Source organism: Brytella acorum, assembly GCF_029309905.1.
Classification (GTDB): domain Bacteria; phylum Pseudomonadota; class Alphaproteobacteria; order Acetobacterales; family Acetobacteraceae; genus Brytella; species Brytella acorum.
The window spans coordinates 64,596-88,506 of sequence record NZ_JARBJP010000008.1 but is presented as its reverse complement, the minus strand read 5'-3'; the positions used below and the strand labels follow the sequence as shown (position 1 = coordinate 88,506).

23 protein-coding genes and 3 tRNA genes are annotated in these 23,911 nt (G+C 59.8%); 9 read left to right on the top strand and 17 right to left on the bottom strand.

What is annotated here, in order from left to right; translation table 11 throughout:
* A complete protein-coding gene (locus PWM43_RS12395; protein ID WP_289842833.1) occupies window positions 1–315 on the bottom strand; it encodes a hypothetical protein in 315 nt (104 codons plus the stop codon).
* A gap of 165 nt (window positions 316–480) precedes the next feature.
* Between PWM43_RS12395 and PWM43_RS12390 the strand changes: the two genes are divergently transcribed.
* The 3 genes from PWM43_RS12390 to PWM43_RS12380 all read left to right on the top strand — a co-directional run bounded on the left by PWM43_RS12390 (window position 481) and on the right by PWM43_RS12380 (window position 3,871).
* The gene (locus tag PWM43_RS12390; protein ID WP_289842832.1) at window positions 481–1,032 is read left to right on the top strand and encodes a thioredoxin family protein; all 552 of its coding nucleotides are present in this window, start codon (window positions 481–483) and stop codon (window positions 1,030–1,032) included.
* Window positions 1,025–1,822 carry a Crp/Fnr family transcriptional regulator gene (locus PWM43_RS12385; RefSeq protein WP_289842831.1) on the top strand — a complete coding sequence of 266 codons (798 nt, stop codon included), beginning with the start codon at window positions 1,025–1,027 and terminating at the stop codon, window positions 1,820–1,822. Before PWM43_RS12390 ends, PWM43_RS12385 begins: the two co-directional genes overlap by 8 nt.
* Before the next feature lie 105 nt (window positions 1,823–1,927).
* Window positions 1,928–3,871, top strand: coding sequence for an OPT family oligopeptide transporter (locus PWM43_RS12380; RefSeq protein ID WP_289842830.1), 1,944 nt, complete (start codon window positions 1,928–1,930; stop codon window positions 3,869–3,871).
* A gap of 134 nt (window positions 3,872–4,005) precedes the next feature.
* Here PWM43_RS12380 and PWM43_RS12375 read toward each other — a convergent pair whose 3' ends face one another.
* From PWM43_RS12375 to rnd, 5 genes are all read right to left on the bottom strand, one after another.
* A complete protein-coding gene (locus PWM43_RS12375) occupies window positions 4,006–4,344 on the bottom strand; it encodes a hypothetical protein (RefSeq protein WP_289842829.1) in 339 nt (112 codons plus the stop codon).
* A 94-nt stretch (window positions 4,345–4,438) separates the two neighbouring features.
* Complete coding sequence (locus PWM43_RS12370) at window positions 4,439–5,521, bottom strand: hypothetical protein (protein WP_289842828.1); 1,083 nt, start codon at window positions 5,519–5,521, stop codon at window positions 4,439–4,441.
* 504 nt (window positions 5,522–6,025) lie between these two features.
* Window positions 6,026–6,655: a hypothetical protein gene (locus tag PWM43_RS12365; protein ID WP_289842827.1), complete on the bottom strand. Its 630-nt coding sequence runs from the start codon at window positions 6,653–6,655 to the stop codon at window positions 6,026–6,028.
* Window positions 6,656–7,073: 418 nt separating this feature from the next.
* Window positions 7,074–7,859, bottom strand: coding sequence for a GcrA family cell cycle regulator (locus PWM43_RS12360; RefSeq protein ID WP_289842826.1), 786 nt, complete (start codon window positions 7,857–7,859; stop codon window positions 7,074–7,076).
* A gap of 139 nt (window positions 7,860–7,998) precedes the next feature.
* Entirely contained in the window at window positions 7,999–9,186 is a 1,188-nt protein-coding gene (rnd, locus tag PWM43_RS12355; RefSeq protein ID WP_289842825.1) for a ribonuclease D, read from the bottom strand.
* A 28-nt stretch (window positions 9,187–9,214) separates the two neighbouring features.
* On the opposite strand from rnd, the gene queF reads away from it, so the two are divergent.
* A complete protein-coding gene (gene queF, locus PWM43_RS12350) occupies window positions 9,215–9,685 on the top strand; it encodes a preQ(1) synthase (RefSeq protein WP_289842824.1) in 471 nt (156 codons plus the stop codon).
* A 158-nt stretch (window positions 9,686–9,843) separates the two neighbouring features.
* Here queF and atpC read toward each other — a convergent pair whose 3' ends face one another.
* Genes atpC through atpH form a run of 5 tightly spaced genes read right to left on the bottom strand, consistent with a single transcriptional unit; the run spans window position 9,844 to window position 14,771 of the window.
* Complete coding sequence (gene atpC / locus PWM43_RS12345) at window positions 9,844–10,263, bottom strand: ATP synthase F1 subunit epsilon (protein ID WP_289842823.1); 420 nt, start codon at window positions 10,261–10,263, stop codon at window positions 9,844–9,846.
* Between the two features lie 4 nt (window positions 10,264–10,267).
* Window positions 10,268–11,731: a F0F1 ATP synthase subunit beta gene (gene atpD / locus PWM43_RS12340; protein ID WP_289842822.1), complete on the bottom strand. Its 1,464-nt coding sequence runs from the start codon at window positions 11,729–11,731 to the stop codon at window positions 10,268–10,270.
* Window positions 11,732–11,757: 26 nt separating this feature from the next.
* Entirely contained in the window at window positions 11,758–12,633 is an 876-nt protein-coding gene (locus PWM43_RS12335; protein WP_289842821.1) for a F0F1 ATP synthase subunit gamma, read from the bottom strand.
* A 9-nt stretch (window positions 12,634–12,642) separates the two neighbouring features.
* A complete protein-coding gene (atpA, locus tag PWM43_RS12330) occupies window positions 12,643–14,178 on the bottom strand; it encodes a F0F1 ATP synthase subunit alpha (RefSeq protein WP_289842820.1) in 1,536 nt (511 codons plus the stop codon).
* A complete protein-coding gene (atpH, locus tag PWM43_RS12325) occupies window positions 14,178–14,771 on the bottom strand; it encodes an ATP synthase F1 subunit delta (protein WP_289842861.1) in 594 nt (197 codons plus the stop codon). The genes atpA and atpH overlap by 1 nt, the downstream gene beginning before the upstream one ends.
* Window positions 14,772–14,922: 151 nt before the next feature.
* On the opposite strand from atpH, the gene PWM43_RS12320 reads away from it, so the two are divergent.
* A complete protein-coding gene (locus PWM43_RS12320; RefSeq protein WP_289842819.1) occupies window positions 14,923–15,087 on the top strand; it encodes a hypothetical protein in 165 nt (54 codons plus the stop codon).
* On the opposite strand, the gene PWM43_RS12315 is transcribed toward PWM43_RS12320, so the two are convergent.
* Window positions 15,076–15,149: transfer RNA gene (locus tag PWM43_RS12315), tRNA-Gly, on the bottom strand. The genes PWM43_RS12320 and PWM43_RS12315 overlap by 12 nt on opposite strands.
* Window positions 15,150–15,364: 215 nt before the next feature.
* On the opposite strand from PWM43_RS12315, the gene PWM43_RS12310 reads away from it, so the two are divergent.
* From PWM43_RS12310 to nusG, 3 genes are all read left to right on the top strand, one after another.
* Window positions 15,365–15,441, top strand: a tRNA-Trp gene (locus tag PWM43_RS12310).
* A 79-nt stretch (window positions 15,442–15,520) separates the two neighbouring features.
* On the top strand, window positions 15,521–15,802 hold the full coding sequence (gene secE, locus PWM43_RS12305) for a preprotein translocase subunit SecE (protein ID WP_340314092.1): 282 nt from the start codon (window positions 15,521–15,523) through the stop codon (window positions 15,800–15,802).
* A gap of 10 nt (window positions 15,803–15,812) precedes the next feature.
* Window positions 15,813–16,343, top strand: a complete 531-nt coding sequence (gene nusG, locus PWM43_RS12300; RefSeq protein WP_289842817.1) for a transcription termination/antitermination protein NusG — start codon at window positions 15,813–15,815, stop codon at window positions 16,341–16,343.
* Window positions 16,344–16,478: 135 nt separating this feature from the next.
* Here the strand turns inward: nusG and PWM43_RS12295 are convergent, their stop codons facing one another.
* The 3 genes from PWM43_RS12295 to PWM43_RS12285 are packed head-to-tail and all read right to left on the bottom strand — an operon-like array spanning window position 16,479 to window position 20,244.
* Window positions 16,479–17,108 (bottom strand): PqiC family protein, encoded by a 630-nt coding sequence (locus PWM43_RS12295; RefSeq protein WP_289842816.1) that lies wholly within the window; start codon window positions 17,106–17,108, stop codon window positions 16,479–16,481.
* Entirely contained in the window at window positions 17,108–18,721 is a 1,614-nt protein-coding gene (locus PWM43_RS12290) for a PqiB family protein (RefSeq protein WP_289842860.1), read from the bottom strand. The genes PWM43_RS12295 and PWM43_RS12290 overlap by 1 nt, the downstream gene beginning before the upstream one ends.
* 59 nt (window positions 18,722–18,780) lie before the next feature.
* Complete coding sequence (locus PWM43_RS12285; protein ID WP_289842815.1) at window positions 18,781–20,244, bottom strand: paraquat-inducible protein A; 1,464 nt, start codon at window positions 20,242–20,244, stop codon at window positions 18,781–18,783.
* Window positions 20,245–20,336: 92 nt separating this feature from the next.
* Between PWM43_RS12285 and PWM43_RS12280 the strand changes: the two genes are divergently transcribed.
* Window positions 20,337–20,411 (top strand) — tRNA-Thr (locus PWM43_RS12280).
* Between the two features lie 826 nt (window positions 20,412–21,237).
* Here PWM43_RS12280 and PWM43_RS12275 read toward each other — a convergent pair.
* Window positions 21,238–21,795 carry a recombinase family protein gene (locus PWM43_RS12275; protein ID WP_289842814.1) on the bottom strand — a complete coding sequence of 186 codons (558 nt, stop codon included), beginning with the start codon at window positions 21,793–21,795 and terminating at the stop codon, window positions 21,238–21,240.
* 238 nt (window positions 21,796–22,033) lie between these two features.
* Window positions 22,034–23,908: a DUF927 domain-containing protein gene (locus PWM43_RS12270; RefSeq protein ID WP_289842813.1), complete on the bottom strand. Its 1,875-nt coding sequence runs from the start codon at window positions 23,906–23,908 to the stop codon at window positions 22,034–22,036.
* Between the last annotated feature and the right edge of the window lie 3 nt (window positions 23,909–23,911).

Here is a 23,911-nt window from a genome sequence, read left to right as displayed (position 1 = left end):
TCAGGCCTTCCGACCGCGCCATGCCTGCCAGCACAGAATACAGCCGGTTTGCACGACCAGCGCGAGGATGAAGCAGACAATCATGATCCCGACCAGAATGAGCTGCTCGCGTTCCGTGCCGCCTTCGAGGCCCAACATCCCGTAGAGCGACTGCCACATTTGCGTCGATGCGGTTTTCTGGACAAGATGACCGAGTATCGGCACGAACCGGACCGCCGCCGCAAACGCGATGGTGAGGAGCACCAGCGTCGCCGTGCGAAGCAGCGTCGTACGAATACTGACGTCTCCAGGACGCCCGTTCTGCGTGGATTTCATCGAACCCCCAAGTATATACGTAGAATTTAACCGACATCCCTGTCAGGCCTCGCTATAACGTTTTTCCTGACGTCAGAACCCTGGCGTGATAACTGTTCCGTTTCGGGATAAACTTCCTCACCGGGCCGATCAACTCGCCCGGGATCGATATCGAGGCTTCCAAGCATGAAACTTCGCATCCCCACGCTTCTCGCCATTGCCGCAAGCCTGTCCGTCCTTGCGACGGGCCCCGTGATCGGTGGCCATGCCCACGCCGCGCCAACGGCCCAGCCTCTGCCGATCCCGGTTCCACATATCGACCCGTCTCGGAGCATCACGCCGGCCACGGATGTCTATCCGGATATCGGTCTTGCCCCGAAGCAGGTCGAGGAAGCCTTTCGCACGGCCCAGAAAACGCATCGCAAGGTGCTCCTCGATTTCGGAGGCAACTGGTGTCCGGACTGCCTCAAGCTGGCAGGCATTTTCGAGGTTCCGGAAGTCAATGAGTGGCTGGAATCACTTTTTGTGATCGTCCCCGTCAATGTCGGTCGAATCAACCAGAATCTTGATCTCGCATCCCGCTACGGCGTGACGATCCACGAAGTACCGACCGTTCTGATCCTTACGGAAGATGGAAAGCTGCTCAACGCCGACGGCGCCAACACGCTGGGTAACGCGCGCGCCATGTCTGCCCAGGCTGTCATCGATCTGATCGACGGATGGAGCAAGCGTGGATAACGCTTCCCCAAATCTCTCCACCGTTTCGGAAGTCGCTCTCCCGGCGTCCAGCGCCATCCCGCCCGACGCCTTCCGCATGCGTGTCGCCGATAGCTGGACAACTCGTGGCCCCGGACCGCAGGACGGTCTTTTGCTGAGCGAAGCGGACCGCAATTCCCTCAGCCGGATCGGCATACCCCTGCGCATACCGACCGCAGGCGTGCCCATCTATCACGCCGGCGACAAGGCGCGTGATGTATTTCTTCTCCTCGAAGGAATCGTGCGGGTCACACATCTCACGGCTGACGGACGGAGGCAGGTGATTGCCTTCCATTGGCCGGGAGACCTGTTCGGCATGCAGGAACAGGGGCTTTACATCCACGACGCCCAGACAATCACAGCCTGCCTGGTGGCACGCCTGTCTGTCCGCGATCTGAAGGCCACTTTCCTCGAACACCCCGCCTTGCAGAGTCATGTCCTGATCAAGATCCTGAGCGACCTGCGCGAAACCCAGCATAACACGGTCACCCGCAGTCTGCCGGACGCAACCATCGCTCTCGCGACTTTTCTTCTTGCATGCACGCAGCATCATGAACTGTTCGACGCGTCACAAGACCTTCTGACATTGCCCATGCCAAGAAGCGATATTGCCGATTATATTGGCGCTGCGGTCGAAACCATCAGTCGTGCGTTCCGAGCACTTGAGCACGAGGGCCTGATCCGCAGAATAACGCCCAAAACCATCAAAGTGGACCTTGAGCGTATCCGGTCACGCTGCGCCGCGACTGCGCCGCTTTCTCCCCCGCCGTGATCCGCAGATCCGCGCTTTAAGACGGTCTCCATTGCATCCGACACATGGCGGTCGTATGGGCTGAATTCATTGCGCGATGTGACGAACAACGGGAGATGCAACATCATGACCTCTGACGGACGCGCCGGACACGAACTTTCATGGCGCGGCGTCGTCCTTGGAGCGCTGATCACCCTCGTTTTCACCGCCTCCAATATCTACCTTGGCCTGAAAATCGGACTGACTTTCGCATCGTCGATTCCGGCCGCCGTCATTTCAATGGTGGTCCTGCGGTCTCTCGGTCGCAGCAATATTCTCGAAAACAACATGGTGCAGACCCAGGCTTCTGCGGCTGGCACGCTCAGCTGCGTTTTCGCCGCCGCGCCCGCCTTGCTGATCATCGGTTACTGGCACAGCTTTCCTTTCTGGCAGACGGCCCTGATCTCTGCCGCCGGAGGCATGACCGGGGTGCTGTTCACGATCCCCCTCCGCCGGGCCCTGGTGACGCAGAGCGATCTTCCCTATCCCGAAGGCGTCGCCTGCGCGGAAATCCTGCACGCATCGTCTCCCGAGGGCGATCGCGCATCGGCCCGCGCCCTGACGGCAGGAACCGTGATCGCCGCGGTCGTAACGTTTCTCAGCGGTGGCCTGCGCATAATCTCGGACGGTATCGGCACCAGCCTGGCGATCGGCGGGTCCGTCTTCCGCTTCCAGGGTTCGTTCTCCCTCGCACTCCTTGGGACGGGCTATCTCGTCGGCATCGGTGGTGGTCTTTCCATGCTGCTGGGTGTCGTGATCGGCTGGGGTGTTGCCGTGCCATGGCTGACCGCCCTTTCCGGCAACCCCGACCATATCGCGGCGTCGGCGTTCGCGACGGGATTATGGTTGCATAAGGTGCGCTTTCTGGGCGCCGGAACCATCGCGGTCGCCGCCACATGGACACTTCTCACCCTCCTGGGGCCGGTGATCCGTGGCGTTCGTGAAGCCCTGTCCGTCACGCATCGCGCAAGCGGCGACGAAACAGACCGGGATCTGCCGCCGGGCCTCATCGTCGGGCTGGGCGCCATTCTCATCACCATTCTGGCCGGTCTGTTCACCATGTTCCTCTGGCCTGCCGTTCCGCATGACAGCGGCGTGCCCGTTGCCGTGCTCCTGGGGATCGTGGCCTGCGCCGCGCTGGGTTTTCTCGTCGCGGCCGCATGCGGCTACATGGCGGGAATCGTAGGGTCTTCGTCCTCACCCATTTCAGGCATCAGCATCATTGCCATCGTGATTCTCAGCACCACCATTCTGGGTCTGGAACAACTTCACTGGCTGCCAGAGGCTTTTTCCGCCGATAACCAGCGGATTGCGATGGCGTTCGCGCTCTACGTGCTCACAGCCCTGACAGCGTCGGCAGCCATTTCGAACGACAATCTGCAGGACCTCAAAACCGGGCAGCTACTCGGCGCGACGCCCTGGCGACAGGAAATCGCACTGCTCATTGGCTGCGCCGTCGGTGCGATCGTCATCCCGCCCGTGCTCAATATATTATATCATGCTTATGGTTTCGTCGGCGCCATGCCGCGCGCGGACATGGATCCGTCACGCGCGCTCGCGGCTCCCCAGCCAGCCCTGATGGCGGCCATCGCACAGGGCATCCTGCTTCACACGCTGGACTGGGCCATGATCACGATCGGCGCCGTTCTTGGGCTCGTCCTCATCGTGTTTGATCGGCTGCTGCGCCTTCGCGCCCTCGCTGCCCCGCCCCTTGCCGTCGGAATGGGCATTTATCTACCGCCCGAAGTCTCGGTCACCATCGCGTTTGGCGCGATACTGACATGGCTCGTCATGCGTACGACCGCCCGCAAGACCCGCGAGGGCGGTCTGGGCACGATGATCGCATCGGGCTTCATCGTGGGCGAAAGCCTCATGGGCGTTGGTCTCGCCGCGGTCAGTGGCGCTACAGGCTCGAACGACACTCTGGCCCTTCCGGTCCCAATCATGCTGTCCACCGTTCTGGGGTTGATTGTTTTCGGAGGCGCCGCTGCTTGGATGGCTCAAAAAATAGCGGCGGACGGGGAATTGTGATCCTGCCCCCTAGCGCTTCCTTCCACTCAGGCGAAAAGACGGCACCATCAAATCCCCAGACTACACACTTCCGGTTCCGGGGCGAGTGCAGCGCGAGAGCAGCATAAGCCCATCAGAGCGTCGGAATTTTTTGATCATGTTCCGTTCAGTCTGAAAACATACCATCCGCCACGACGGGCCGCCTCGTAATGATCGAGGTGATACCCGTGAATATGGGCCCAGAAAAACGTTAGTGGCGTTGAAAAAACAATAAAAAATGCAGCCCAAGCCAAACTAAAAAAAATAATTGAAGTTTCTATTGGCTGAGATCTTGTATTATTTCTTATAAATGCTATCGTAATCGCTATTGTTGCATAAAATATAAATAAACCACCAATAATTTTAATTGTATCAGAATCAAACTTTATATAAATTTTAGACTTATTAAAGGAAAGCAATTCGGGAAGTGTAAGATAATAATTCATCATCATCATACAAATAGAAAATGTCCAAAAAAATCCAAGAGTCAAAAAAGGTTTATTCCTTGGGTTCTTTGCGATAACCCATTTTTTTATATTAACCATAACTCTAATATACCATATAAGATATTGGGGCTGCGTGAGAATTAACGTATGGTTTCCCAAGGTTTTCGGCGAATTTAACAAAACCGTGCATAGGACGGGATGCCTCTATTCTTTTCGCAAGAGCGACTGCTTTGTCGGTTAGACCATACTGCTTATCAAGCCATGAAAAGGCAAACCCGGCAGCAAACGAACCTCCAGCAAAAAAGCAAAAGGATACGATTACTGGAAAGCCTATCCCTGCCATGAATATGCCAGCAGCCAAACCAATATATGTAGCTGCGACTGCCTGGAAAATATCGCTGACGATCGAGATGCCGAGGCGTGTCATGTCGGGTTTGTCCTGCAGGAGTTCATGGACGATATCCCATGCGACAAAGCAGACCACGGCGATCTTCGTGGCTTTCCCGGCCTCCTCAAGCATCTCCTTGCGGCCAATAACAAATCCAGCCTCCCGGACAATCGGATGTTCCCGAAGATAGCGGGTCCCGGACAGTCTGGCGCGTAGGCCCGGTCGCCCCCTGAAGATGATCGCTTCCTTCCCCGCCCTCGTTCTCGCGAGATAGGCGTCGCCCATGATGCCCAGAAGCATGACCTGCTTTACGGCGGAACGCCCATCCGTGATGGCGTCCTTCCATCCGAATATGTCGACATATGTCTTGTCCTTCAGCCAGTCGTTGGCCTCATCGATCGTCCTGAGCGGATTGAGCGCCGGGTAGATCGGGTCCGGGTGCACGGAAAGAGGCGAGGACGGGCGTGTCTGGAAGGGGACGGTCCTATTCCATGGCAGGTTCGTGCTCAACAGAGATGCAGGCGCGAGACAGGAGGCCTTCCTGTCCTCCCCCATGAGCGCGTTGAACTGTTCAGGCGACATGACGAAGATTTCGCTGTCACCAACAGGAATAGTACTCATTGCCCCCCCGAGATGACTTCCAGCCTGGCGCCAAGCTCCGGAATGAACGCCAGTTCCTCTCGCACGGTAACGGCTTCCGACGTTGGCGACGTCCCTGATCACGTCGTAGTGGACCAGACCTGGGCTTCCCCCCTCACGTTCGAAGAAAAACGCGCCAAACCACACAAGTTCCCGCATGATCCTTCTGACTGCATGGACTACGATCCGGACCGTTGCGACGATTCCCTTGCGGGTCGCTCTCGAAGCTACAGCATATTCATCGTCAGAACGACCATTTGCGCGGTCATGGTTCAGCCCGTCTTCGGAGCAAAACCACGCCAGCGATCGCGGTCAGATTCGATGGTCGCCAGGAGCGTCTTTTCGGCCTCCAGTTCGATCTTTAAGCCCGCCAGTTCCAGCGATTTGGGGCAACCGGGTCAGACTGCGCAGGATATGCAGAAGTGTGCGCGGCCTCTCCCTGCACAATGCGCGCACACTGTGCAGGGTTTATGGAGAGCCATCCGCACTTTCCAGAATCGCGACACCTGCCGCCGCCAGCGACAATCTATAGCGGCGGTGATTACCGGAAGAATCGCTAGACAAGAAAGCCCCGCAGGACCCTCTGGCGAAGGATGAGTCCTGCGCCACTCACATAGAACGCCCGTGCCATAAGACGCACGACACTCGCAATCGCAGGCAGGTTCAGTCTTTGACCCACCATTTGACGGGCTCGGGCTCGCTCGTCGCCATATCGGGCTGGGCCACCTTGCGCGGACGGCCACGACGCACCTGGGGCTGAGCGGCCACTGTGGTCGCGGCGTCATTTTCCAGTTCAACAGCGCGAACGTCTTCCTTGACTACGGTCACGGCGAGGCGGGCCCGCAGGTTCATGATCGCGATGTCACGTTCCTGAAGAAACGCCTGAAGCTCCTTGATCCGGAGATCGGCATGAACCGCACGTGTCTCCAGTGACCGCATCTGGGTCTGGACGTCCTGAAGACGTCTCTGGCTTTCTTCGTGACGACGCTGCTCTTCGCGCACGGCCGCTTTCAGCCGGTCAATTTCCGCGTGATCCTCAACCTGAGGCGCAGCCATGGCACGATGCGTCGCACGCGAGTTTTGATGGTGCTCGACCACCACCTGTCCATCCTGAACGAAGCGACGGCGACGGACGTCGCCGGTCGGGGGAGCAGCACTACGAAGTTTCCGGTCGGCCCCGCCACCGTTCTTCCTGCCACTTCCCATGCGCCCGAGCGCTTCACGCAGCGCGTCTTCATTCAACTCGGGCTCCTGCGCCTCACCCGCTGTGATCTGCCGCGCAGTTCCAGACACCAAGATCCACTCCTTCAATGACTATTCCAGCAAAAAACAGAAACGATTTCCCTGCGATACGGATCGAGAACAGGTCGCGCAGAACGCTGCACCATGCACACGGCACTTAATATCGCTATATAGCTGGTTTCCAGAGGCTCTCTTAGCTCACGCGAAGTGCAATGTCACGTAAATCCGGGACTGGCGAGGTCTTTTAAGAGAATTATCGGTGAGCAATCTGCTTTTCCGCCAAATGAAATCTTGCTGATAGTATTGTTCTCGAACCTACTGCCGACAGTATCGCATCCCGGATACACGACACACAGATGCATCCGGGCAAAAAAGCGTTATATTATCATCATTGTTATTATATTTAAATACAGTGACAGAACGTGTCGAATATAATTCAAATGGAAACTTGACGTGCCTGAGCATTCGCTCAGGCAACACTATCACGTCTATCACGCAATTTCACATAGGCCAGCGCCGCATGCTCCGCACAGTAAGGCTTGCCCGGCAACGGCTTCGCTCCACAGAAATGGAAACCCGGCGTCCCTGGATCACCGATGGGCCAGCAGCAGGAAGGCCCACGCCGGGGAGAGGGGTCTCCCAAAACCGAGCGCAGTGTCTGCTTGACAGCCGCCGCCGTCGTAATCGCGGGTTTCTGCTCTTCCGTGTCCTCTTCCGCACGTCCCGACGGTACGGCTTTCGGCTTTGTCGGCGCTGCGGGAGGGCTGACGCGCGCAACCGCAGGACGAACGGGGGGAGCGGGTGTCTCGGAAATCCGCGCTGCTGGTGCGGGCGTAAGCGGCTTGGGAGTCACGGACTCCGGCGCCTTTGTCTGCGACGTCAGGATGACATCGATACGAGCCGCAGGCGACGGTGGCGCTTCGGCGATCACTGCAGCATCGGCGGACTCTGCGCTCGGCGTGATCGGGTCGGGAACACCGCCGCTCTTTTCCTTGGCGGACGCAGCCCGCACGGCCGACGTTCTTCGTCGGTCTTTTTTCACGGGAACTGAAGAAGCGCTCACATCACCGGCATCCACTTCCGACGCCTGGACGGCCTTGCGAATGGGTGACGGGCGGGCGGGCAGACCAAGACGATGCGCTTTCCCCACGACGGCATTCTTAGTGATATTCAGCTGACGCCCGATCTCGGCCGTGGACAGGCCCTGCTGCCAGAGTTCCTGGAGACGGGAGATTACCTCCTCAGTCCATTCCATTACCCGCGCTCCTTTTTCTTTTTCACGAAGTTCAATTTAGCGCTACCGGCCACATTTCTCAACGGAACGGACCCCTAAAGGTTGGAATAAAGTCCTGCGTGCATCGCAAGCCACAGTGGCAGCCGGGGAACGAGCGGATTCAGGATGGGGCCGTCGCGGTGTTGATCCGTACCTGTCGCCCATCGACGGATAACGAAACGTCACCGCGCATAAGCGCCAGCGCGTCTTCTCCGAACACGGCCCGACGCCAACCCTGCAGCACAGCGCCTTCCGTGTCTCCCAAGGCCAGCCGATCAAGTTCCTCCCCGCTGGCCACAAGTTTGGGAGCCACATGATTCTCCTCGCACTTCGCGGCGAGCAGAACCCGCAGCATCGCAACGACGGCGGCGGAAGGTTTTTGTCCGTCCGGCTTGCGGGGCGCCCGCGGGAGTTCGCTCTCGGGCAAATCCTGCGCAAGACGGACTGCCGCCAGCAGCCCTTCGCCCGAGCGGCCCTCCGCGAAACCACGCGAAACGCCGCGTATGCGTGCCAGTCCGTCCACCGTTACTGGCTGAACGGCGGCTATTTCGAGCAGACTCTCGTCCCGGACCATGCGCTGGCGGGGAATGTCGGCCGCCTGCGCTTCCAGTTCACGCCAGGCCGCAACTTCGCGCAGGACCGCCAGCATGCGCCTGTTGTTTGTACGAGGCTTCAGACGCTCCCAAAGCAGGCGGGGATCGGGACGAAACGTCGCCGGATTTTCCAGCACGGCCAGTTCGGCGCTCGCCCAGAGCACGCGTCCCTGTTTCTCGAGATCCGCGGAAAGGGCCAGATAAACATCACGCAGATACGTAACATCAGCGGCGGCATAAGCGATCTGTGCCGGTGTCAGGGGCCGCGCGGCCCAGTCACTGAAACGATGAGCCTTGTCGATGGAAGCTCCGGTGATCGTGCTGACCAGCGCATCATAGCCGATCTGGTCGCCATGCCCCGCCACCATCGCCGCAATCTGCGTATCGAAAATCGAAACCGGCAGGCGATCGAAAAGATGCAGGAAAATTTCGAGATCCTGCCGCGCGGCATGAAAGACCTTGATGCAGTCTTTTGCATCCAGCAGCGCCGCCAGCGGCGCAAGATCGAGGCCGTCCGCGAGTACGTCAACGAGAGCCACATCGTCCGCACCGCCAAGCTGTACGAGACAGAGTTCCGGCCAGTACGTACGCTCGCGCACGAATTCGGTATCAATCGTCACGAAAGGCTCAAGCTTGAGCCTTTCGCATAATTGCGCCAAATCGGCAGTTGTCGAAATCATTCGGGGGGCCGGAAAACCGGCGGCAGACGCGGGCATGCCCTCTCTTACACCAAGGTGCCTCATCATGACCACATCGCAAAGCAACGCCGAAGGACTGAGCCAACTTGGCCGTCAGACCGTCCAGCCGCAAGACCCCCAAAGCGCCGTTCTCGAACGTGTCCCGGCTCCCCATCGCGGCCTTCAATACGTCATCCGTTTCACAGCGCCCGAATTCACCTCGCTCTGCCCGGTCACGGGCCAGCCGGACTTCGCGCATATTGTCATCGACTATATTCCCGATGAGTGGATCGTCGAAAGCAAGTCGCTCAAGCTGTATCTCACCAGTTTCCGCAATCACGGCGCATTCCATGAAGACTGTTCCGTCGCCATCGCCTCGCGCCTGATACGCGAACTGTCCCCGATCTGGCTGCGGATCGGCGCCTACTGGTATCCGCGCGGCGGCATTCCGATCGATGTCTTCTGGCAAAGCGGCGAGCCGCCCGCCGGTGTCTGGATTCCGTCACAGGATGTTCCCGGCTATCGGGGACGCGGCTGAAGCCGTCGTCGAAGCCTGTTCAGCCGGAAAAGATGGTTTCGGAACGACCTTTTCCGGCCCCGCGAACACTTCAAAAGCGAGATTGAAGCACAACGATCCGCACAACAAAAAAAACGGCCCCCGAAGGAGCCGTTTTTTACAGAATTCGGTACCAGAAGTCAGTGCGTCGGATGGGCCTCTTCAGCGGCCTCGATTTCCGCGCGCGCAGCCTGCAGGCGTTTGGCCATCGTATCCATGGCATCGACGTCTTCCGCGGCCACGTTGGCAAACGCAGTCTCGAGGGCGGCCAGACGCGAACGCGCCGTCTCGACAGAAATTTCGTCCAGACGTTTCGCCTCGTCGGCCAGAATCGTGCAGCGATCCGGCGTCATATCGGCAAAACCGCCAGCGACGAAGAACTGCTCGGTCACCTTGTCGCCCTCGTAGAGAGACACAAGACCACCACGCAGCACGAGCATCAGGGGTGCGTGATCCGGCATCGCCGCGATATCGCCCTCCGCGCCCGGCAACACAGCCATATCCACATCCTTGCGGAGCAGAAGCCGTTCCGGGCTGATGATTTCGAGCTGAACGGGCATGACCTTAGGCCGCTTCCGCCATCTTTTTGGCCTTGGCGACGGCTTCCTCGATCGGGCCGACCATGTAGAACGCGCCTTCCGGCAGATCGTCGTGCTTGCCGTCGATCACTTCCTTGAAGCTGCGAACCGTGTCTTCGAGAGAAACCAGCTTGCCGGGAGCGCCCGTGAAGACTTCCGCCACGTGGAACGGCTGCGAGAGGAAGCGCTGAATGCGACGGGCACGTCCGACGATCTTCTTGTCTTCGTCCGACAGCTCATCCATGCCCAGAATGGCGATGATGTCCTGCAAGCCCTTGTACGTCTGCAAGGTCTTCTGAACGGCGCGCGCCACCTGATAATGCTCTTCGCCGACGATCTTCGGATCGAGCGAGCGCGACGTGGAATCAAGCGGATCGACGGCCGGATAGATGCCCATTTCGGCGATGGAGCGGTTCAGCACCGTCGTGGCATCGAGATGCGCGAAGGTCGCAGCCGGAGCTGGATCGGTGAGATCGTCAGCCGGGACATAAACGGCCTGCACCGAGGTGATGGAGCCCTTCTTTGTCGAGGTGATGCGCTCCTGCAAGGCGCCCATCTCGGTCGCCAGCGTCGGCTGGTAACCGACGGCCGACGGAATACGACCGAGCAGAGCCGACACTTCCGAACCGGCCTGCGTGAAGCGGAAGATGTTGTCGACGAAGAACAGAACGTCCTGGCCTTCCTCGTCACGGAAATATTCGGCGAGCGACAAGCCCGTCAGGGCGATACGCGCACGCGCGCCCGGTGGCTCGTTCATCTGGCCATAGACCAGCGCGACCTTGGACCCCTTGGTCGTGCCGTCTTCGTTGATTTTGATGACGCCCGCATCCTGCATCTCGTGATACAGGTCGTTGCCTTCACGCGTACGCTCGCCGACGCCGGCGAACACCGAAACGCCGCCATGCGCCTTGGCGATGTTGTTGATCAGTTCCTGGATGATGACCGTCTTGCCGACGCCCGCGCCCCCGAACAGGCCGATCTTGCCGCCCTTGAGATAGGGGCAGAGGAGATCGACCACCTTGATGCCCGTCACCAGGATCTCGGAAGCGGCCGCCTGATCCTCGAAGGAAGGCGCGGGGCGATGAATTTCGTAATGCTTGTCCGCGACGATGGCGCCGCGATCGTCGATCGCCTCGCCCACCACGTTGAGGATGCGTCCCAACGTCGCAGGTCCAACCGGCACGGTGATCTGCTTGCCCGTGTCACGCACTTCCTGGCCACGCATCAGGCCATCCGTGGTGTCCATGGCGATGCAGCGCACTTCGCGCTCACCGATTTCCTGCGCGACCTCGAGAACCAGCGTGTGATCGCCGTTCTGCACCAGCAGGGCGTTGAGGATATGCGGCAGCGTGCCTTCGAACTGAACGTCGACAACGGGACCGCGGATCTGCGTCACGCGACCAACGACATTGCTCGGGGCGGCAACTTCAGGCGAAAGGGTTTCGGACATCGTATTCGGCTCCTGGGTCACGGTTCTCAAACGGCTTCGGCGCCGGAGATGATCTCGATCAGTTCGGTGGTGATATTGGCCTGACGCGACCGGTTGTAACGCTGGGTCAACGAGTCGATCGCACTGCCTGCATTCCGCGTCGCGTTGTCCATGGCAGTCATGCGCGCGCCCTGCTCGCCCGCGGCGCTTTCCAGCAGCGCCGCGTAGATCTGGACCTGAAGATTGCGCGGCAGGATATGCGCGAGAATCTCTTCCTCGTTGGGCTCGAAATCATACTGCGCGGCCATGTCGTCGCGATTGTCGTTTTCGGGCACGGGAAGCGGCACGAGCGGCAGTGTCGTCGGCGTCTGCGTCATCGCATTGATGAAGCGGTTATAGACCACCGTCACGCGATCGATCTCGCCCGAGACCAGCATCTCTTCGATCTGCTTGCCCATTTCGAGAGCGCGGGCGAACTCGACTTCACGACCCGCCGTGCCCGGCTGGCGCATGGTGACCTGATCGGGGTAGGCGCGCGTCATGGCGTCTCCGCCTTTACGCCCGACCGTCAGGATGCGCACCGTCTCGCCCTCGCCCTCAAGGCGTTCGACGATCCCGCGCATCGCGCGCGCCAAGTTGGCGTTGAAGCCGCCGGCAAGCCCCAGATCGCTCGTCAGCATGACCAGCAAATGCGTGCGACCGGGGCCGCCCTGCATGAGAAGCGGCAATTCACTTTCATGACGCGTCGCTGCCGCAAGCTCGGAGAGCATGCGACGCATCGCATCCGCGTAGGGACGCGACGCCTCGGCGCGAAGCTGGAAGCGGCGCAGCTTGGACGCAGCCACCATCTTCATCGCGCTCGTGATCTTGCGCTGCGATTTCACGCCCTGGATACGGGCGCGGAGTTCCTTCAGCGAGGGCATCGCTCTTCCTCAGACCGCGAAACGCTTGCCGAAAACCGTCAGCGCGTCATTGAGTTTCGCTTCGGTCTCGGGCTTGATCTGCTTGTCGTTGCGGATCGCGTCCAGAATTTCCTTGCCGTTCGTGCGCATCTCGGCCAGCAGAGCGGCCTCGTAACGCACGACGTCGTCAACCTTGACCGCATCGACAAAGCCACGCGTTCCGGCAAAAAGCACAACCACCTGCTCCTCGACCTGAAGAGGCGAGGTCTCGGGCTGCTTCAGCAACTCGACCAGACGCGCGCCACGATCGAGTTGCTTGCGCGTCGCGGGGTCGAGATCGGATGCGAACTGCGAGAACGCGGCCATTTCGCGATACTGCGCGAGGTCGAGCTTGATCTTGCCGGCAACCTGCTTCATCGCCTTGATCTGCGCGGCGGAACCGACGCGCGACACCGAGCCGCCAACGTTCACAGCCGGGCGAATGCCTTTGTAGAACAGATCGGTCTCAAGGAAGATCTGACCATCGGTGATGGAAATGACGTTCGTCGGAATATAGGCGGCGACATCGCCAGCCTGAGTCTCGATGACCGGCAGAGCCGTCAGCGACCCGCCACCGAAAGCGTCGGACATCTTCGCGGCGCGCTCGAGCAGACGGGAATGCAGATAGAACACGTCACCCGGGAACGCTTCGCGGGCAGGCGGGCGGCGCAGCAGGAGCGACATCTGACGGTAGGCGACAGCGTGCTTCGTGAGATCGTCGTAGCAGACGAGGGCGTGCATGCCGTTATCGCGGAAGAACTCGCCCATCGTGCATGCGGTGTATGGCGCGAGATACTGCATCGGAGCCGCTTCCGACGCCGTCGCCGCGACGATGATGGAGTATTCCATCGCGCCCTGCTCGGTCAGCATACGAACGAGATTGGCGACTGTCGAACGCTTCTGCCCGATGGCGACATAAAGGCAGTAAAGCTTCTTCTTCTCGTCCGCAGAGGCGTTGACCGTCTTCTGGGCTACGATGGTGTCGAGCAGGATGGCGGTCTTGCCGGTCTGGCGGTCACCGATGACCAGTTCGCGCTGCCCACGACCGATCGGAACAAGAGCGTCGATGGCCTTGATGCCTGTCTGCATCGGCTCGCTCACCGACTGACGCGGCATGATGCCGGGAGCCTTCACTTCGGCGCGGCGATATTCCACATCCGTCAGCGGACCCTTGCCGTCGATCGGATTGCCGAGACCATCGACGACGCGCCCCAGCAGACCCTTGCCGACCGGCACCTCGACGACGGTTTTGGTGCGCAGGACGGTGTCGCCCTCGCGGATACCGTTTCCGTCACCGAAAATAACGACGCCGACATTGTCCTGCTCAAGGTTGAGCGCCATGCCACGGGCGTTGGTGCCCTCGAATTCGACCATTTCACCGGCCATGACATTCGAAAGGCCGTAAACGCGCGCGATGCCGTCGCCGATCGACAGGACGGTGCCGGTCTCGGAAACCTGCGCCTCGTCTTCGAACGTAGCGATCTGCTGCTTGAGGATGTCCGAAATCTCGGCGGGACGGATATCCATCACGCGGCTCCCTTCATGACGTTTTGAATACGGGACAGACGCCCGCGAATGGATGTATCGAATAATCTGGCGCCGATACGCACGACAAGTCCGCCGATCAGCTCAGGCTCGACATGTTCGACGATGGAGACGCGGGCGTAACCGGCTTCCGAGAGGCGCGCTTGGAGGCTCGCACGCTGAACGTCGCTCAGCTTCTGCGCGCTCCGGACCTCCGCGATCATTTCTCCGCGACGCCGCGCGTCTATCGCAAGGACGGCGCTCAGAATGGAAGCAAGCTGGGCCAGCCGCCGATTGCGCGCGACCACGCCGGCAAAACGACGGATGTCGCCGCCGAAACCCTGGGAGACGAGCAGTGCGTCCAGCGCCTTGGCGGACTGTCGGATATCGAGGGTCCGATCCGCCAGGAACGCTCTCAACGGCGCGCTCTGCGCGATCAGGGACGACAGACCGCGAACCTGATCAAGCAGAGCGGCGAGCGACGAACGTTCCTCCGCATACTTAAACAGGGCTTTCGCGTAACGGTTGGCGAGGCCATCCGCTGCGTCGATACGCCCTACCGGCGTGACTGTCGTTTCGACCGCTGTTTCGACCACTGACACGTTCGGCGATCCCACCCTCGTTCCACTGCGCCAGCCGCCAACTGAGATCTCCCCGATTCAGGGATGAAAACAGAATGACGTTCGGCGGATTCGTTCACATGACGGCACGACAGCGCACCGGTCACGCGGGGCCTCTAGCACGCTGATGCGCGACGACGCAACCAAGGGAAAAGCGCTGAATGTATCGGGAGAGGTATTTTCTCTGGGAGACGATCTCTTTGCTCTGCCCGAACAACCGAAGCTTCGCTTCAAACGGAAGATCGACCACGTCATTTTCCACAAATCGACGTGGAAATTCTGGAGCGGGTGAAGGGAATCGAACCCTCATCAGAAGCTTGGAAGGCTACTGCATTACCACTATGCTACACCCGCATGGCCGTGTCGGCGTGCTTCTCCTACCGCCATCGTCCCCCTTCATGCAAGGGGGCAGAAACAGACGCGGGACGATTTTTGCCGGATATGCCCCGAACCATGATATGCCCTCTTGACGTACCCCCTCACAGACCGTCATTAACCCGCCCAGCAGCCAAACATCCGCGGCGGGTCCGTTTTCAGACGGGTTCTGGCGTAGGGTGCAAGGCAGGTCTAGGGGTGTAGCTCAATTGGCTAGAGCGCCGGTCTCCAAAACCGGAGGTTGTGGGTTCGAGACCCTCCGCCCCTGCCACGCCGCCGGGCCGCATGTCCGGCTTTTTGAGGCCGACGCGATTTCCTTGTACAATAGCGGCTTTTCGAACGATTAGAGGATGACGGTGTCGGTCACTACCCCCAAGTCTGGCTCGCAGGGGCCTCAGAAGCCTCGCAATCCAGGCACGCCCCAGGGCGGAGCGAGCCATCGCTTCAACCTCATGCAGTATCTGAGGGAGGTTCGCGCCGAGGCCCTCAAGGTCACCTGGCCGACGCGACGTCAGACCATGACCACGACGGGCGCGGTGCTCGCCATGGCGGCACTGACTTCTGTCTTCTTTTTTGTCGTGGACCAGATTATCGGCCTCGGCGTTCGCTCACTTTTCGGCGTGGGAGGCTAATTCGACCGCCATGGCTAAACGTTGGTACGTTGTACACGTCTACTCGGGCTTCGAGAAAAAGATCGCCGAGCACATCAAGGAACAGGCGGCCCAAAAGGGTCTGGCTGATCATTTCGAGGAAATTCTCGTCCCCTCCGAGGACGTGACCGAAGTCCGTCGTGGTCGCAAGATCAATTCGGAACGCAAGTTTTTCCCCGGCTACGTCCTGGTCAAGATGGAACTGACCGATGACGCATGGCATCTGGTCAAAGACACACCGAAGGTAACCGGCTTTCTGGGCAGCCGTAACCGGCCGAGTCCTATCACCGAAGCGGAAGCCGAGCGCATCATCAAGCAGGCGCAGGACGGTGTCGAACGTCCCCGCGCGAATATTTCCTTCGAGACTGGCGAGCAGGTGCGCGTCGCCGACGGTCCGTTCACCTCGTTCAATGGTGTGGTCGAGGAAATCGACGAAGAGCGCCAGCGTCTCAAGGTGAGCGTATCGATCTTCGGCCGTTCCACGCCGGTCGATCTGGAATATACTCAGGTCGAGAAGCTCTGATCCGCTTCCGTCGTCTCAAAGCATCGAAAAAGGGCCGCATTTCCATCAGGAATGCGGCCTTTTTCTTATAACGGCCTCGGAGTGCAGGGCGGAGATTCCTTCCTCACGACCGAGATCACGAAGACCACCCCGGATCTACCGCACAGATGCGACCGGGGCTGGCAACATACGCAGTCTCCGGGCCGCCTCATCCGCCAGCTCCCCGGTCATTTGGCTCAGGGCGGCAACCAGATCGGCGGTGGAAGACCCGTCGGGCTTGCGCGCCAGACGAACAGGGACGGTCAGTACGGGGAACGCTCCCGCGTCTGCGAGATGCGTCGACAGATTGGCCTGCAGAACAGCATTTCCCGCCTGATCCTCGTTGAATGCCGTGACCGTCAACTCGACATAGGCGGTCGGTACCGTAGATACCGCGTCATTCTGGGAAAAGACGGTGGATTCAGGCAGACGGATGGCCAGATCCTGACTCAACGCATGCCCGATCATGCTGGCGATCGGTTCGCTCCATGCGTCTCCCTTCGCAATCTCGAGCTTATAATCGCGATCGCGACGGACAATGTCGTCACGATCCAGACGCTGCGAAACAACAGGGGTCCGCACCTCGATAACCCCGGGAGCCAACCCCATCGCCGTCGAGGCGGCGGGCGAAACCGGCACCAGAGTATACAGGGTAGGGTCCGCACTGCATGCCGTGAGGCTGCTGACAATCAGAGCGGTCGCCAGCAGCCTTACACTGCGACGGACAAGCGTGTTTTTCGCAAACATCAATGACGTCCCGTGATGAGGGAGGATGGATGACGGTTCAGATAGTCCATCATGAGGCGCAGAGAGCGCGCGGCCTCACCGAGCTGCAGAACCATATTCTTGAGATCATGTCCGAAATCCGTATCGCCACGATAGCCTGCGAGGACCTTGTTGGCATTGTCCAACGTGCCCTGCAAAGCATCCGCCATCGCCGGTAATTTTTTGAAGAGAGGTTTGGTCCCGTCATCGGCGTGCGCCATGAGATCCGACATGTGATGCAGGGAATCGCGCAGCGATCGCAAGGACTGCGTAACTTCCGGACTGTTGATCCGGGCGTCGGCATGCGCCAGCAAACCATCGAGATGTTCGCCGATCTGGGTCAGCGGCATTGCGGCGACCTTGTCCATGATCGTGGACGCCGACGCCATGATGCCATCGAAGCCGCCGGCCTTGCTCGGAATCACGGGAAGGCCGTTTTCGAACGTGAGCGGCACCGGCTTGGCGTTCTTCACGAATTCAAAGGCCACGAGAGATTCACCGGTGAGAAAACTGGCACTTTCAACGGATGCGCGCATGCCCTTGGCCACGAACTGCCGGAGAAGTTCAACCTGAGACACGTTCTGCAGATGCAGACGCTCGGCTTCGAGATCCATCTCGACTCGTACCCTGGCATTCGCGGTCACCGGATCAATCTGGAGCCTCACGTCATTCACCGTTCCGACTCGCATGCCATACATCGTGACCAGACCGCTTTGCGCGAGACCTGCGGCCGACGAGTCGAGATAAGTCACGACATGCATATGCTGGCGATAGCGCGCGTTGTCGGCCTCGGCTTCGCTTCCATACAGTTTGAAAACCGTATTCGGCGGCGCGTTCAGCGCCGGGATCTTGCGCCTTTCGGCTGGAAGTCCAAAAGCGACGCCACCCGAGAACAGGGCCTGGAGGGATGTCATCTGAAGCTTGAGACCGCCCGCGCCGAGTTTCACGTCGACACCTGACACGTTCCAGAAACGGGTATCGGTCCTCAGATAATGGTCATACGGCGCCTTGACGAAAAGCTGGACGACAATCGGTCCCTCGCCGCCGGGCGGCATGGTGTAGCCCAGCACTTCACCGACCTGCATGTCGCGAAAATAGACAGGCGCGCCCTCGCCGATCGAGCCGATCGTCGGCGTGACGAGCATATAGGTTGTGCCGGGCTGATCCGAACGCAAGCCAGGCGCGCTTTCAAGGCCCACGTAATCCCGCTTCGTGTGCCCGGCCTTATCGGGGCCCGGATCGATGCTGATATACGCGCCTGTGAAAAGCGTTTCGAGACCCGTAATGCTCGCACCGTTGATCCGCGGCCGCACGACCCAGAAACGAGTTCCGTCATTGAGCAGCTTCTGCGCGTTCGCATTCATGCGGATATGAACGACGACACGCCGCATATCCGAACTCAGGGTCAGATCCGTGACGGTCCCCAACGTCACCGCCTTGTGCTTGACGGCGGTCTGCCCCGATGTGAGTCCGGCCGCCGTGTCGAACGTGACCGTAATCAGTGGTCCGCGATTCACCCAGCTGTGCCACCCCAGCCATGCGGCGATGCCGACGGCCACGACAGGAATGAGCCATATGATGGAGAAACGCGTCATGCGTACCTTCGCCTCGGGAGAGGTGCCTGATTCCTGTGTTCCCTGTTCGTCTTGATCGCTCACGCGCGCTCGGGCTCCATATTTTCTTTTGACTCAAGGGCGCCTGCGCCCCCGTTTTGGCGTGTCTTGTTGAACTGCCGACCTCGAACGGGGCCGTTCAACCCCGCCGCGTCCCACATGGTGCGCGGGTCGAAAGTATGCGCTGCAAAAATCGTCAGGATCACGACGGCCGCGAAGCAGACGCAGCCAAAGTCCGCTCGGACATTTGCCATAAAACCGAAACGCACGACGGCAACAAGGATCGAAATCATAAAGACGTCGATCATCGACCAGCGCCCGACAATATCGACGACTCTGTAGATTCGCGTCAGCGGCACCAGCCAGCGTGTCGATCGAAACCATGTCGTCTCGATCATCAGCGACAATGAGAAAATTTTGGCGACCGGGACGATGATGCTGGCAAAAATCACAAGCAAGGACAGGGGGATAAGGCCCGCCTGCCAGAGTTCAATCGCACCATGCACGATTGTACTCGGTTCACCCTGCCCTACCTTCGAGTAGGTCATCACCGGAAACATATTGGCCGGCACGTAGAACACGAGCGCGGCAATCAGGAAGGACAGCGTGTTGGACTGACTGAACGGTTTGCGACAACGCAGCGTATGGCCGCAACGCGGACAATGCCCATTGGAGGTTTCGCGCGGAAGTTCGTGATCGAACGCCATCACCAGATGGCATGCCGAGCATGAGAGCATATGGCCCACAGGCGGCATCGGATCGCGCGCGATGTTGATCGTCGTTACGGAATAGCTCTGTCCACCCTCATCGGCCACCTCCTCGCGAATATCGCGGGTGCGCCAGATCCGATGTTCATCCAGGGTGGAGTCGGTGGCGGCCATCGTGAACATGAGCGCCGTGACGAGATAGACACCCGAGAGAAGATCGACGTGCGCGAGGTCCACGAGTTTGCTGTAAGCCACGAACACGCCGAGGATATAGACCTCGATCATGGACCATTCGCGGGTCATTTCGTACCAGCGCAGAAGGCGCGGCGTCCAGTCCGGCATATGCTTCCGGCTGGCGCCGAAGAGAATGGCCGACATCATGGCAATGATGAGTCCGGGTGTGACGACCGTGACCCACCCTACGAGCAGACCGACTTCGCCATATCCTTGGCGCATCAGTTCGATCGGACCGGAGAAGAGACTGACGGTATTTTCGCGCCCCTGGACGTCGAGCATCATCAACGTGCTGACGAGCAGAGATATGTAAAGCGCGGCGGAAGCGATGCAGAAAGCGGCGGGAGCCGCGATCGGCGAGGTCCTGCGACGACGGGCCAGCACCCGCCCACATCGCTCGCAGGCGGCGACGCGGCCTGGCGCCAGCCGGGGAAGCCGCTGGAAGAGGCCGCAACCCGGGCATTCGCGCACGCCCTCGACGACGATCAACTCATGCGTGCTGTCGGCCGCCAGGGTCATGTTTACGGCATGTCGCCATAGCCGCGTGTGGAACCGGTCTTTCATCGGCTGCATCCTATCGGACGAAATTCGCGCGGGATAGGCTTTGCCCTGTTGCAGGACGTCACCGCCTTCTGTATAGACCCCCGCCAGAGAGCGCCGACATAGCTCAGGGGTAGAGCAACTGATTCGTAATCAGTAGGTCCTCGGTTCAATTCCGAGTGTCGGCACCATTTTTCCTAAGAAAATTCAGCAAGTTACGCCTTGATCTGCCGTCAAGAGGTGACGACGATACACCTGCGCACACTCCTCCGGAGTATCTCCGGAGTCTTTTGGAGCCGCGCCCATGGGCTGGATAACGATCTGATTAAATCTCAGCCATCCCTTCACCAAGCCGACATTCCACCGAAATACTTGTTCACGGGTCAGAGTCGACATTGCCCCAGCACGCCCGGACGAAAACAAGAACGACAACAACAAGCCGATTTTTGTTTATTCAGAAGGTGGGGGCCACCGGGGATCGAACTTCCCGCGGTAGGGCAGGGCGCTCAGAGGGACCCAAAGCATTCCTCTCCCAATCCCTCCCGGCAACCTCAGACGCGCGCCCGAGCCATGCGATGAGTGCATGCGACGCATCATTCAGGCCGCCTCTCTTCGTCTGTCTCTTTCTCTCTCTATCGCTCCACGCGGTGTAAGAAGTGTAAGAGTGTAAGATCACACGATATCAATCTGTTTTGATTGATCTTTCTACTCACACACTTTCAAAACATCACATTAGAAAAGGTGTAAGAGTGTAAGAGACTATTTTGAATGAATGACAGTTTTCCGCCGCTTTCTGTTTTCCTCTCTCATTCGAAGGGACGAAACCGACGCAAAAACACCTCGTATTTTCCATCTTCAGGAGACCCTTCGATATGCATAATTCGCATATCTAGGAACTTTCCGCTCTTCGATTAGCCTGGAACGCGGGGGCTCAAAAATCGCGGGAACGAAGCTCTTGCGCTGCCCGCGCGCCACGCGGCACAGGCTGCGCCCCCACTCGGTAGGCTCCGCTTCAGCTTACTTGCCCAGGCAGCGATAGACGCTGGTGCGGCCCATTCCGAGCTTGCGGGCTATCTCGGTCGGCTTGATGCCCTGTGCAGCCAGAGCACGAACCTCCTCTTCCTGATTACGGGCTGAGGGCTTCCGCCCTTTGTATTTGCCTTCCATCTTGGCCTTGGCGATCCCCTCTGCCTGACGTTCCTTCATGATGTCGCGCTCGAACTCAGCGACGGCGGCCAGCATCGTGAGCATCAGCTTGCTGGTCGGGTTGGTGGTGTCCAGCATCGTGCCGTTCATGCTGAGCACGATCAGTCCGCAGCCTTTGGCTTTCAACGTGTCCACATGGCGCAGGAGGTCCGCAGTCGAGCGGGCCAGACGATCAGGCTTTGTCACGACGAGGACATCACCGGGACGCATATGGTCTAGCGCGGCGGTCAACTCGGGGCGATCCGTCTTTGCGCCGCTGATCCGCTCCGCATAGACCCGACCGCAGCCAGCGGCCACAAGGTCACGCTGCTGACTTTCCAGTCCGGCCATCTGTTCCGTGGTCGAGGTGCGAGCGTAGCCGATTTTCATGGCAAAGTGTTCCGTTAGGGTTTAGACCCTGACTCTATACCGCCCCAAAATACCGAAAAGCAACCCTATTGGAACGGAAAAGTGTTCCAAACCATCTGTTCCATTGGAGCATGCCCTACTGGAACAAGCTGACGCATGCGTTGTGCGCATAGCGGACCGTTTGAACCGTCTGGACGCAAAAAGGGCCGGAACAATGCTCCGGCCCCCTGCCACCCTGATCGCCGCACGAAAGCGCCCGCTAGTCCCCATCGCCCGCATCGGAACCCATGATGCTCGCCTTAACCTCATAAAGCCGGATCGTTCGGAAGCCCGGCGGCTGATGCGCGCCCGCCGACTTGCCGTCCTTGCCAGGCACAAGAAAGCCGCGATCACGCAGCACCTTGCGCGCGGCGATCTTGTTCAGCCCGTTAAGCGCTTCACCCATGCCTTCGGAGGTCAGAAGGAACTGCCAGCCCCATGATCCGTCATCGAGTTTCACCCACCGCTTCCAACCGGCACGGTTCTGCGTCTTGAACCGTTCGCCCGGCGGCATTGCCGTTTCCTCGGATTGCGGCACATCCGCCGCCTTCGGATCGACCCATCGCTCAAATCGCCCTTCTCCATGCCGTGCGAGAAAATCACGCAACTGAGCGACGGCCTGTTCATCCTCGCGCCGACCGACCGTTCCGCGCTGGCGCAGCCAGTCCTGAAAGCACAGCCGCACCAATTCGCGCGCCGTATCATCATCCCAGCCTGTGATGCCCCAACGTGTCGCCAGTTCCCCACCCACAACAACGACGGCGAAGCGCCGGGCGACCGAACGCACCTGCCCCGACGCATCAGCCCAGTTCCTGAGATAGTCCGCCGTGATGGCCGCCACCCGCTCCCGCAGCTCATCCCGAACCGCACGCTGCCCATCGCGCCCGATCCAGGCCACCAGCTCAGTGAGAAATTGTTGGAACGGCGCGCCATAGAACCGGGACGCCTGCTCTCGCAGATATTCAGCCAGGTCGCCCGGTGCATCGACATGGTGCAACCTCTCGAACAGCCCATACCCGGCACCCGCGTCCGCAGGCACATCGACAAACCGCGCTTCCTGCCCCGCCTTCGTGACGCGACCGGCTTCCGCGTTCAGGTCAGCCAGCCCTTTTTCGCCCGTGCTGAGGAACAAAAGCCGCCACCGCGCAATGGCGCGCGCTCCACCCGTCCGGTTCGCCCGCGCTTTTCCTGCCCCGTTCGACAACATATACGCCGTGTCGCCAGCTTCGCGCGGATCGAGCTGCCCCAACTCATCGAGAAGCAGCGTCGCATCACATGAACTTAACGCGATCGATTCCAAGGCATTGCCCGTCGAACGCCACGAGCGGACATACCCGCCGCCACCGAGCGCCAGAGTGCCACCAAGGATCGAACCCGCGACATGCAGCGCCGTTGACTTGCCCAGGCGCGACGCACCGACGAGATTGAAGCCGCCGCCGTCCTCTCCGATCAAGCCGAGAAGCGGCCCAGCGAAGGCCGCCGACGCAGCCAGGACCAGCCGCGAGTTTCCGGCACAGATCGAGCCGATCGCATCACGCCATTCCTCCACCGTGCCCGACATGCCGAAAAGATCGGGCTCCGGGCTCTCCCGCTGCAAGACGACGCGCTCTTGAGCGGCACCGAAGGTCGCACCGGGCAGAACGAAAACGATACCGCCACCCACTTCATGCCAGCCGATCCGTTCGACGCATCGCGCCCGTTCGTCCGATACGATAGACGCGAACCACTCGCCAAAAGCATTACGTCCGGCGGTTCCGGCGGCCAGACGGACGCCACCAGCAGCAAGCCGGGAGCGAATGGCCGCACAATCGCCCGTCGCAGCCTCACGACCGAATGCCTCGACGTGTTCCTTGCCATCGCGATCCTTCCACGACAGCAGCACGCCCCAGCTCGAACTCTCGCCGTCGCGCGTTTCGGCGAGCACCGCGATGGGACTGGAAATGAATGTGTCGCTTTTTCCATCTTCGAAGGCCCGCCGGAACAGGCCGCGCTCGTTCGTATAAAAGCGGCCGTCGCCGTTCTCTCTCTTGGCCTTCGCCCGCTCGAGGCTCTCGGCGAATGTAACGACATTCGCGCCGTCGATGGCGTCTTTCACCGC